Annotated in this window: 7 protein-coding genes; 5 read left to right on the forward strand and 2 right to left on the reverse strand. The window is 29.0% G+C overall.

The annotated features are described in order from the left end of the window. Positions 1-563: 563 nt before the first annotated feature. Positions 564-1,808 (reverse strand): D-alanyl-D-alanine carboxypeptidase family protein, encoded by a 1,245-nt coding sequence (locus KGF52_RS18450; RefSeq protein ID WP_227841191.1) that lies wholly within the window; start codon positions 1,806-1,808, stop codon positions 564-566. Between the two features lie 41 nt (positions 1,809-1,849). After that, on the reverse strand, positions 1,850-4,684 hold the full coding sequence (locus KGF52_RS18455; protein ID WP_227841192.1) for a sigma-54-dependent transcriptional regulator: 2,835 nt from the start codon (positions 4,682-4,684) through the stop codon (positions 1,850-1,852). A gap of 687 nt (positions 4,685-5,371) precedes the next feature. Between KGF52_RS18455 and KGF52_RS18460 the strand changes: the two genes are divergently transcribed. The 5 genes from KGF52_RS18460 to KGF52_RS18480 all read left to right on the forward strand — a co-directional run bounded on the left by KGF52_RS18460 (position 5,372) and on the right by KGF52_RS18480 (position 10,601). Next, positions 5,372-6,133: a threonine/serine exporter family protein gene (locus KGF52_RS18460; RefSeq protein ID WP_227841193.1), complete on the forward strand. Its 762-nt coding sequence runs from the start codon at positions 5,372-5,374 to the stop codon at positions 6,131-6,133. Continuing rightward, positions 6,134-6,628, forward strand: coding sequence for a threonine/serine exporter family protein (locus tag KGF52_RS18465; RefSeq protein ID WP_227841194.1), 495 nt, complete (start codon positions 6,134-6,136; stop codon positions 6,626-6,628). 228 nt (positions 6,629-6,856) lie between these two features. Next, the gene (locus tag KGF52_RS18470; protein WP_227841195.1) at positions 6,857-8,035 is read left to right on the forward strand and encodes a hypothetical protein; all 1,179 of its coding nucleotides are present in this window, start codon (positions 6,857-6,859) and stop codon (positions 8,033-8,035) included. 263 nt (positions 8,036-8,298) lie between these two features. Further along, positions 8,299-9,906 (forward strand): ATP-binding protein, encoded by a 1,608-nt coding sequence (locus KGF52_RS18475; RefSeq protein ID WP_227841196.1) that lies wholly within the window; start codon positions 8,299-8,301, stop codon positions 9,904-9,906. Further along, positions 9,897-10,601, forward strand: a complete 705-nt coding sequence (locus KGF52_RS18480) for a response regulator transcription factor (protein ID WP_227841197.1) — start codon at positions 9,897-9,899, stop codon at positions 10,599-10,601. Before KGF52_RS18475 ends, KGF52_RS18480 begins: the two co-directional genes overlap by 10 nt. The last annotated feature ends 301 nt before the right edge of the window (positions 10,602-10,902 follow it).

Consider the following 10,902-nt stretch of genomic DNA (forward strand, 5'->3'; position numbering starts at 1 on the left):
GTACCACCAGATGCAGAAACAAAAGTTACATTAGTATTTACAGTAGAGCATACATCAAGTGGAAAAACAGCAGATACAAAATCAATAGAGGTAACAGTACCTGTTAAAACAACAGTAACAACTGTATCCTCTTTATTAGGTAGAATAGCAGTAAATCTTTTTAATTTCAATAAATAAAACTAGTATGTAAAATGGGCTGTAAGTAGATTTGTATAAAAACAAATTTACCTACAGCTCTTTTGGTATACTAAAGTAGCAAATTTTGAATAATATTCATATGAAAAATTTAAAAACTATACCTTTAAAACTTCACATAATATTCATATGAATTCTCTATTAAATTCACACACAAGAGTTATTATATAAACATAGAAGATAGTAAAACTAGCTTAAAAACATAATATAATACCCTATACAAAATAGTGGCAACTCTCCCTCACATCCTCAATTGTTGCCACTATTTTAATTTTTTTGTAAAAACACAACAACAAAAAACCCCACCATACAGTGGAGCTTTCCATAATTTTCAACTTTCATTCAATCTCTTAACTTTTATCTAAGCACTAAGCCTTAAAACAAACAGAATTTCTGCCTTCAAGCTCTCTATTTATCTTAGCGACCTTAATCTTAATCTTGTCCTTCAAAGGAATACACCCTATATTGCTTTCACTTCTCACATTAACACTTCCAACAAACTTACCAGAATCATTATAATACTTTGCAACACCAACAATATCTCCCTTATTGATAGGATAACTCATACTCTTAAACACTATCTTAGGATTGATATTCTCATTATCTGAAACAACACCATATAAATCTTTATCTACCTTAACTTTTATCTTAAAATCATCAATACCATCAACACAAGGAGTTTCTATAGTATCCCCCTTATGAGCTATTTTTTTAGAATGGAAATTGTCTTTACCATACTTCAATAAGCTAGCAGAAGAAGAAATTCTATTCTTCTTATTACCATCACCAAGTACAACACCTATTAATCTATGATTTCTTTCATTTTTAGCATCTTTAGGTACCATCATAGAAAATGCAAAACAATATCCAGCATTATCTGTATAACCTGTCTTTATTCCATCAACACCAGGAACTGAAACAAGTAGAGGATTTGTATTGTAGTGTGTAAAATCTTTTTTAGTATCATTATAAACTTGCATAGTAGTTATTCTAGTAACCTGACTTTCATAATGGTCATACATATACTTTCCAAGAGTAACTATATCATGAGCTGTTGATATGTTCTCGATAGGAGGCTCTTTACGTTCTGGGTCAGTATATCTAGGAAGACCATTTGGATTAAAATAATACGTATCATGCATTCCTATTTCTTCAGCTTTCTTATTCATCATATCTACAAAATTCTTTTCATCTTTACCAATGTATTTCGCTATGGCCATAGCAGCATCATTTCCAGAAACAAGCATAAGACCTTGCATAAGCTCCCCTAGAGGTATTTCATCGCCATCTTTAAGCTTACAAGTAGAACCTCCAACAGAGGCTGTAGACTTGTCTATTTTTACTATATCAGTTTCTTTAACTTGATTCTTATCTACTGCCTCTATTGCAAGTAAAAATGTCATCATCTTACTTAAGCTAGCTAGAGGCATTTTTTCGTCGCTATTTTTTTCAAATAATATTCTTCTAGTATCTTGGTCTATAAGCAATGCTGCCCTTGAAGAATTTGGGACTGGTGGATTATCTGCAAATGAGAATCCAGGTGTTATAAATGTAAAAATTAATGCAAGTATTGCTAAAAGTTTTATTTTTCTTTTCAAAATTTCATCCTCCATTTCATATACTAATTATGTGCGCAAGATAGGAACTATAGGCTCTATTTATTTAGATATTCATTAATCATATCTATTATATAAGCAATTTCCTCATCTGGTATCGAAATATTAAAGTAAGCTTCAGTTGTTTTAAACGCTTCTCGTATTAATTCATATAATTTATAATTTTTACCAATTAACTCAGTAATGTTATTATATGGAAAAGTTGTATTTTTAAAACATCTTTCTATCATAAAAGAGCAGTGTAGTATATATCCAAGTTTAAATTTACTCTTAAGGTCTTCGTCTATTAATTCTATTATTGAAAATAATGATGAATTAACATAGTTGAATAATTTAACTGAGTCCAATAATTCTAAGTTCTGAGACATGAAGTTTATTATTAAGCTGTTATATGATAGATTTGTTTCCTTTATATTAGTGATAATATTGGTGTTGAATGTACCTTCTATTATCTTGTTTAACATATCAAGGCCATATCCATTTAGAAGTTCTTCTATGTGTATAAATGGAGTGTTAGCAACATTAAAGTCTACACTACCAACAACTGCTAAAATTTTAGTATTACTAAATTTATTCCTATAAATTTTAAAACTCTCTATATTATGAGGAACTAAGTTAATATTGTACTTATTGATATTTTTTAGCGAAGAATTTATAAAGTCTGCAACTTTCATAGCTGAACCATAACCTGTTATACAAGTAGTTATTATAGCATAATCTCTCGATTTTTCAGGATAATTTATTTCTGATGAGTCAATTGCAGCTCGTCCAATATATGGATTTAAAGAACTTAAAGAGTTAGCTAACTCATCTAAGGTCATTTCTGGTAGAGTACTTTTTCTTACTGCTTCCAAAACTATTGGAGTAGACACCATTTCAATAGAGCGTGTTTTAATCTTTGTTTTTTCTGAAATAAGTTCTCCAAAAGCTATAAGAGAGCCCATGTCTGTTAAAAGGAGTACCCCCTTACCTTCATCACATTCTTTTACCAATTCTATAGCTTTGTCAAGTATAGTACTTACTTTCACATCCAAAGGCATATCAATTGCATTACAATGGTTTGTACCAAGTAGTGAATTGGCTACATCACACATACTGCTAGCTGTTGAATTTCCATGAGCAAGTATTATAACTCCAATACTTTCAGAGTGATTATTAGGTTCAAGGTATGTACTATTTAGAAACATAGATATAAATTTCACTTCATCTTTAGGTAAAGATATCTGTAGGTCGTTTTCAATTATACTTAAAACTATTTTAGCTATATTTAAATCTTTCTCTAAGAAAATTTTATCATTATATAGATTGTACTTAGGATTATATGTATCCTGGTTTATATTTTCTATAAGAGCACTTATATGCATTGAAAGAGCAACATAAGTTTGTTTTGTATATTTATTTCGAGAGATTTTTTCAGCCTCTTTTAAAGAGTGTTCAACAGCATAGTAAATCTTTGGGTTGATTACTTTAAAAATCTCATTACTTGTATAATCAGAATGAGTTACTGAGGATACTGAAAGTAATTTTGTAGAGTATTTCTCCATGTAATTTATAAACATACTCCTTATATCATTTTCTAGATAAGGAATCTCTGTAGAGTATCTAAATCCATCGTTTGATGTATCTATATTGTATTTAGATAGTTCTTTTGTATATTCAACCTCTAAGTTGTTACCATTGAATTCATAAAAAAGCATATAATCAAGTTCTGATAATTTATTTAAATTACTACGATTTTCATTCAACTTTAAAAGACCAGTGTAAATATAGTCAGGAACAAGAGATAAGTCTATTTCTATGTTGTCTTTTAGTTCAGTCTTATAATTTAAAAATGCTCTTGCACTCATAAGTTGTATATCAGACTTAAGTTGACCTATATTACCAAAACAATCATAAAGTAGTAATGATTTAATTACGTCTTTATGAACTCTTATAGTTGCATTAGTATATTTAGATTCTACAATAAAGAAATATTTAATGAGAGATAATCTTTCTTTTAAGGACCTATCCTGTAAAGCAGGTAGGTTAATTGTAACAGGAATTCTTCTTAGAAAAGTTCCAAGTAAGGAAGACTGTATGTCTTCTGTTGTAGCACACACAATAAAGACTGTAGCTCTATGTACGACATCAGATTCTCCTAATCGTCTGTATATACCTTTATCCATCAAAAGAAAAAGCATCTCTTGACCTTCTGGGGGTAATCTGTGTATTTCATCCAAAAACAATATACCACCATTAGCCTGTGCAACTATCCCAAATTTATCTTTATTAGCACCAGTAAAAGAACCTTTAACATAACCAAATAAATTACTAAGAAGTAAGTTAGCATTTTCTGCATATTCAGCACAGTTAAATACTACAAATTTACTTTCAGAAGAAAATACTTTGCTTTCTATAGCATATTTGTACATTGTTTCAGCAAAGGTACTCTTTCCAACACCAGTAGGCCCTATAAGTAATGTATTAAGACCTTTTGGAGGGTAAAGTATGGCAGATTTAGCTTTTTCTATAGCTAATTTAAGGCTAGAATCATGTCCAAGTAATGTTGAGAAGACATCTTCTGAATCATTTTTAGTTGATTTAAATAGTTCATTACAATTGCTTATAGAATATTCCGAGCTATTTAAGGTACGACCAATCAAATTTTCAATAATACCAGCATGTAAAAATAAAATAGGTTTACCAGATATTTTTACAACTTTCTTTTCATTGTATAGATTATTTAATTCTTTACTAGTATTACTTCTATCAAGAGATGAATTGTTAGCAACTTCAAGAGTAGTAAATCCTGTTTTCTCTGATTGTAGGTCTTTTAAAGTTATATCATTACATAACTTATGTAGTGATAATAAAACCTTATCTTTTCTTAACATATAGTACCCCCTTTCTTTATATTTAAGTTATATTAAATATATTATAATATATATTTAATATTAAAATAAGGTTTATAGTGGATATTTTGTATTTTACTTTTTAATATGTTGTTTTGTGTAGTAGTTGGTGTTAAAATAATAGTTGCATTATATGAGATATGGATTTTTATGGATTTACATAAGGTATTATGTTGTTATATTAGATAAGTATAAATTTTGTAATGTATGTAGCACTTTTATCTAATGTTCATATAAATATATAAAAACTAATTACTTAAATATATATAAATTAATTATTAGGTTATGAGAAATTTAAAAGTGTACAGATTTAAAATTATAGTTATTGTAAATCGTCAATTGTAGTAGGTTTTAGAGTATTTAATGAAGAATTGGTAAAATGAAGAGTAAGTGGAGAGGGAATTTTTTATTGAAACAAAAATAATGAAAAGAAAAATAAGCTTGTAAAATTTAAAGAGGTTGTATATCAATGGTTGAAAGTGTCTATGAAATATTAATTCAGCCATTTTATGGTGTAAATAACTTTATAATTTATTTTTGACAAGCATAAAAAACAAATTTTTTCATAAAATCTAAATATTGGATATTAATTATTTAAAATAGTTTTAAATAATTAATATATTGTAATAAAATATGAATAATATTATAAAAGAATGGGAGATATGTTTTGTGGATATAGATAGAATTTTAAACTTTTCCTCAAATGCAGGTAAAGCTATGTTGCAAAGTGGAGGAGAAACTTATAGAGTTGAAGAAACGATAAGTAGAATATGCCAATCTTTTGGTATAGAGCATGTAGATGTATTTGCAACTCCAACGGCTGTAATGGCATCTGTTTTTGTAGATGGAAAACTACATTCAGCAATTAAAAGAATAAGTTCAAGAAGGGTAGACCTAAACTTAGTTCATGAAGTTAACTCATTATCAAGAGCAATCAGTATAAATAATTTAGATATTGAGTTATGTGAGAGGATTTTAGATGAGATAAGTGAAGATAATTATTATTCAGATATAGTAACAATAATTTTTGCAGGTATTGCAGCATCAACTTTTTCTATATTATTTGGAGGAGATTTAAAAGAATTTATAACTGCGTTTATGGTGGGAATAATGACTAAATTTGTTATTATGTACCTAAATAAGTCCTCACTAAACGATTTTTTTGTAAATGCGATAGGAGCAGTTGTTATAGCTTTTTGTTCTATTGTGATTCTAAAACTTGGATTTATAAAGACTATGGACCATTTAATAGCAGGAGCAATAATGCTTTTGGTTCCAGGACTTGCTTTAACTAATGCGTTAAGAGACTTGTTAGATGGTCAATTGATATCTGGTCTTGCAAAGTTGGCAGAAGTATTTTTTGTAGGTGTATCCATAGCAGTAGGAATGTTTTTGGTACTAGGATTATACTTCAAGTTAGGGGGTATATAAATGAAATTGTTTATAGAAGTAGTAGCAGCTTTTTTTACAGCCTTAAGTTTTGGAGTCTTATTTAATATGAAGGGAAAAAACTTGATAATATCAGGTGTAGGTGGAAGTATAGCTTGGTTTTCGTATAAGTTTTGTTTGAATATGGGTGTATCAGTAAACCTGTGTTTTTTTATAGCTACAGTATGTTTTGCAATATACTGTGAATTATGTGCTAGGATTTATATGACTCCATCGACAACCTTAAGTGTTTGTTGTCTCATAATCTTAGTACCAGGTTATGGAATATATAACACTATGTATTCTGTTTTAACTAATGATTATATTAAGGCAGTAGAGTATGGGGTAAGTACATTATCTTGTGCAGGTTCGATTGCATTGGGGTTAGTATTTATAACTACAGTATTTAGAAGAGTTAATCTGTATGGAATAGTTTCGAAGATAAAAGATAATGAAAAATATAAGAAGAGCATAAATAAAATTAAACCACAGAAATAGAAAAAATTGACTTTTATACCAAAGGATGATAATATAATAACATAAAATAGAATAAGAATATCTTTTATTAAATTAGATATTCTTATTGTTATAATATCAGTCACGGTTTTTTATTTCAACAAACCGACAACTTGAATCACAGATGTAAGTTTTAGAACTTGTTTTGTATTAACAAATTTGTATTAATGTAGAAACATTAATTCTAAATTAAAAAGGGGGAAAATCAAAATGGAGAAGCTGTCAGATAAGAGGAGAGTCAAGGCAGTAAGTATGGAAACTTTCGTATTTATTGTACTTTTGGCGGTAGGATTTGGCTATGTAGGCAGTATCATGGGTGCAGGAATGATGTTCAAAGTAATAATGAGCACGGCACATGCACTTTTACTAGATACAGTATTTTTGATAATGGCAATGGCAGTCCTTGCAGGTGCACTTAGTGCATTACTTTCAGAATTTGGAGTAATATCTTTAGTAAATAAGATATTTAAGGGCCTTATGAGACCTATATGGGGGTTACCTGGTGCTAGTATAGCAGGAGTAGTGGCAACTTATTTATCTGATAACCCAGCTATTATACCATTCGCTAAAGACAAAACATTTACACAATACTTTAAAAAATACCAAGTGCCTGCTTTATGTAACTTAGGAACAGCTTTTGGTATGGGACTTATTGTAACAACTTTCATGATAGCTCAAGGTAAAGAATATGTATTACCAGCTATAATTGGTAATGTTGGAGCAATAATAGGTAGTATTATTAGTGTTAGAATTATGTTGACTTTTACTAAAAAGTATTATAATTATGACCCTAAAAGTGATAATGACAAACAAGCAAGTGTAAACAGTGCAAAGATTGAAGAGTTTAGAGAAATAAGAGATGGTAATGTATTCCAAAGAACATTGGATGCTATACTTGAAGGTGGTAAGCTAGGTGTTGAAATGGGTATGGCTATAATACCAGGAGTTTTAGTAGTTTGTACATTAGTTATGTTATTAACTTTTGGACCATCTACAGACCCTGCTACAGGTCAAGCTGTTTACACAGGAGCTGCATATGAAGGTATAAAATTATTACCTGCTATTGGTGACAAAATCAGTTTTATAATAGAACCATTATTTGGATTTACTTCACCAGAAGCAATAGCATTCCCTGTAACTGCATTAGGTGCTGTTGGAGCAGCAATATCTCTAGTACCAGAATTCATAAAATCAGGTGCTATAACTCCTAATGATATAGCAGTATTTACAGCAATGGGTATGTGTTGGAGTGGATATTTAAGTACACACATTGGTATGATGGATGCTTTAGATGCAAGACCATTAGCTGGTAAAGCGATTCTTTCGCATACAATAGGTGGTTTATGTGCAGGTGTATGTGCCCACTTTATATTTATGCTTGTCGGATAGGAATGTTTTAAAAATCAAATATTAAGATATTATAATTTATTAGATTGAATTGAACTAACAATTTAAATATGTAAAAATTAAATTAGTGATTTAAATATATAAAGGTGCTGTTTTGAAATAGAGATTTATTTTCATTTTAAGACAGCACCTTTTAGTAATTTGAAGGTATTAATTAAATGTATTGATTGAATTTATTATGATAAAATTGTATTATATACATTAGAGTCAATTTAAACAGTAACAATAAGGAGGAATTGTAGTAAATGAAAAAAGAACGACTACATCATGAGGACTTAAAAGAGTATGATTATGATGAAGATGACTATCTCAGTAAGAAAATAATTATTAAGGACTTTATAAAAACTATATTGGTTATGATAATTGCTACTGGAATATCAGTAGCTTTTAAAAAAGTAGGTTTTAATGAATCTAATATTATTTTAGTGTATATATTAGGTGTATTATTTGCTACAAGTATAACACATGGGTATTTTTTTGGAATACTTTCTTCAGTAATAGGAGTGCTATCATTTAATTTTTTCTTTACACACCCATTATATACTTTTATAGCTTATAGAAAAGATTATCCAATGACCTTTTGTATTATGCTTTTGGCAGCAATTATAACAAGTACTTTAACTTCTAGAATAAAAAAAGAAGTAAGACTTTCTCATAAAAGAGAGAAAATGATAAGGTTGCTTTATGAAAATAATAAAACACTTCTTAAAGCAAAAAATAAAAATCAAATAATTGAATTTTGTGGGTCTAATTTGGTAAACATGTTAAATAGAACTGTTATAGTAACTATTGCAGATAGTGATAATAATCTAGGTAAGCCAAGTATTTATATTTGTAATAATGACGGAAGTGAGAATATATTCTATTCAGTATTAGAAAAGGAAGCTATAAAAGAGGCTTTTAGAACAGGTGTGCCAGTTGGGATTGGAACAAAATATTGTAAAAATAGTAGTGCTTACTATTTTCCTATAAAAGGTCAAGAATCCAATGTTCTTGGTGTTATAGGTATTGCATGTTTTAAAATTGATATTATTACGGAAAATGAAAAGATATTGTTAGAAGCAGTTTCAACACAAGTTGCATTAGCAATTGATAGAGAAAATCTATTTGAAAAGAATAAAAAAGCTAATCTTGAAACAGAACGAGAGAGATTAAGAGGAAACTTGCTTAGATCAATTTCTCATGATTTGAGAACTCCACTTACAAGTATACTAGGTTCTTCTTCAACGATACTTGAAAATGATGATGTAATAGATAAAGAAACTAGAGTAGAGCTACTAAAAAATATATATGAAGATACAAGTTGGTTGACTCACTCTGTTGAGAATATACTTAGTATGACCAGAATAGATGAAGGAAAATTGGATATTGAAAAACGTCCAGAGGTTGTAGATGAAATAATTGCGGAATCTATATTAAGAGTTAAAAAATTTGCCAATAGTAGAGAGATACAAACCAATATACCAGATGAAATAATAATAGTTCATGTGGATGTATTATTGATAGAGCAAGTTTTAGTAAACTTAATTGACAATGCTATAAGACATACACCTAAAAATTCTAAGATAGAATTAACTGTAAGTAAAGAAGCTGAAAATGTATTATTTGAAGTGGCAGACAACGGAAAAGGAATACCAAGTGAAGATATTAAGAATATATTTAATAGATTTTATACAAAGAATAAAGCAAGAAATCTTGAAAGAAGAGGGATTGGTCTTGGTTTAGAAATATGTAAGTCTATAGTACAAGCTCATGGTGGAGAAATTATTGCTTTTAATAATCCTTCTGGAGGAGCCACATTTAGATTTAGTATACCTTTAGATAAAGGGGAGGTGAAAGACGAATGGAAGTAAAACCGTTGGTTTTAATTGTGGAAGACGATAGACCAATTTGTAAATTTATAAAAGTGTCTCTGGAAACTCAAAACTATAGATGTGTAGAAACTGACAATGGAGGCACAGCTATATCACTTATACATTCTCTTGACCCAGATTTAATAATTTTAGATTTAGGTTTACCAGATATTGATGGAATTGAGGTAATAGGTAGAGTTAGGGCTTGTGCTAAAAATAATAAAATAATTGTTGTTTCGGCAAGAGAACATGAGAGAGATAAAGTTGAGGCTTTAGATGGTGGAGCAGATGATTATTTGACGAAACCTTTTAGTGTAACAGAACTTTTGGCTAGAGTGCGTGTGGCCCTTAGAAATAAAGTTCAACAAGGTAAGATAAATAGTGATATTCCTACAACCTTTGAGGTTAAAAATCTAAAGATAGATTATGAAAAGCATGCTGTATCTATTAATGGTGAGGAGATACACTTAACTCCAATTGAATATAAACTTGTTGAATTAATGTCTAAGTATTCAGGGAGAGTTTTAACACATAAATTTATAATAGATAAGGTTTGGGGTAATTACTATGAAAGCGAAAACCAATCTCTTAGAGTTTTTATGGCAAGTATAAGACGAAAAATTGAAAAAAATCCTGCTCAACCAGAGTATATTTTGACTGAAGTAGGAGTAGGATATCGTATGACAGATGAATAAGTATCAAATTAAAAGTATTAGTTAATCTATACTAGTAGTAGTATTTTAACTAAATATAAATAGCCATGTGTTCTATAATAAGTAGGAGGAAAGACAGCCTATTAATATTATACTTGCATGGCTATTTTTAATACAAAAACTGTGTTTTTATAAAGACTATATTTTTAATTGAAGCTTTAGTTAATGTGATATTTCTTTTTTATAAATATTTTATACATATAAAATATTTTATTTATTAAGAAATATGTTTTAATATAAAAAAGTTACTATTTTTATCTTCTTATAATGGTCTTTATGATAT

It is taken from the genome of Clostridioides sp. ZZV15-6597 (genome assembly GCF_020657815.1).
Lineage (GTDB): Bacteria > Bacillota > Clostridia > Peptostreptococcales > Peptostreptococcaceae > Clostridioides.

What these genes read in the sequence shown, in the direction of transcription:
- KGF52_RS18450 (WP_227841191.1), bottom strand. Translation starts at nt 1,808, where the DNA reads ATGGAGGATGAAATTTTGAAAAGAAAAATAAAACTTTTAGCAATACTT.
- KGF52_RS18455 (WP_227841192.1), bottom strand. Translation starts at nt 4,684, where the DNA reads ATGTTAAGAAAAGATAAGGTTTTATTATCACTACATAAGTTATGTAAT.
- KGF52_RS18465 (WP_227841194.1), top strand. Translation starts at nt 6,134, where the DNA reads ATGAAATTGTTTATAGAAGTAGTAGCAGCTTTTTTTACAGCCTTAAGT.
- KGF52_RS18470 (WP_227841195.1), top strand. Translation starts at nt 6,857, where the DNA reads ATGGAGAAGCTGTCAGATAAGAGGAGAGTCAAGGCAGTAAGTATGGAA.
- KGF52_RS18475 (WP_227841196.1), top strand. Translation starts at nt 8,299, where the DNA reads ATGAAAAAAGAACGACTACATCATGAGGACTTAAAAGAGTATGATTAT.
- KGF52_RS18480 (WP_227841197.1), top strand. Translation starts at nt 9,897, where the DNA reads ATGGAAGTAAAACCGTTGGTTTTAATTGTGGAAGACGATAGACCAATT.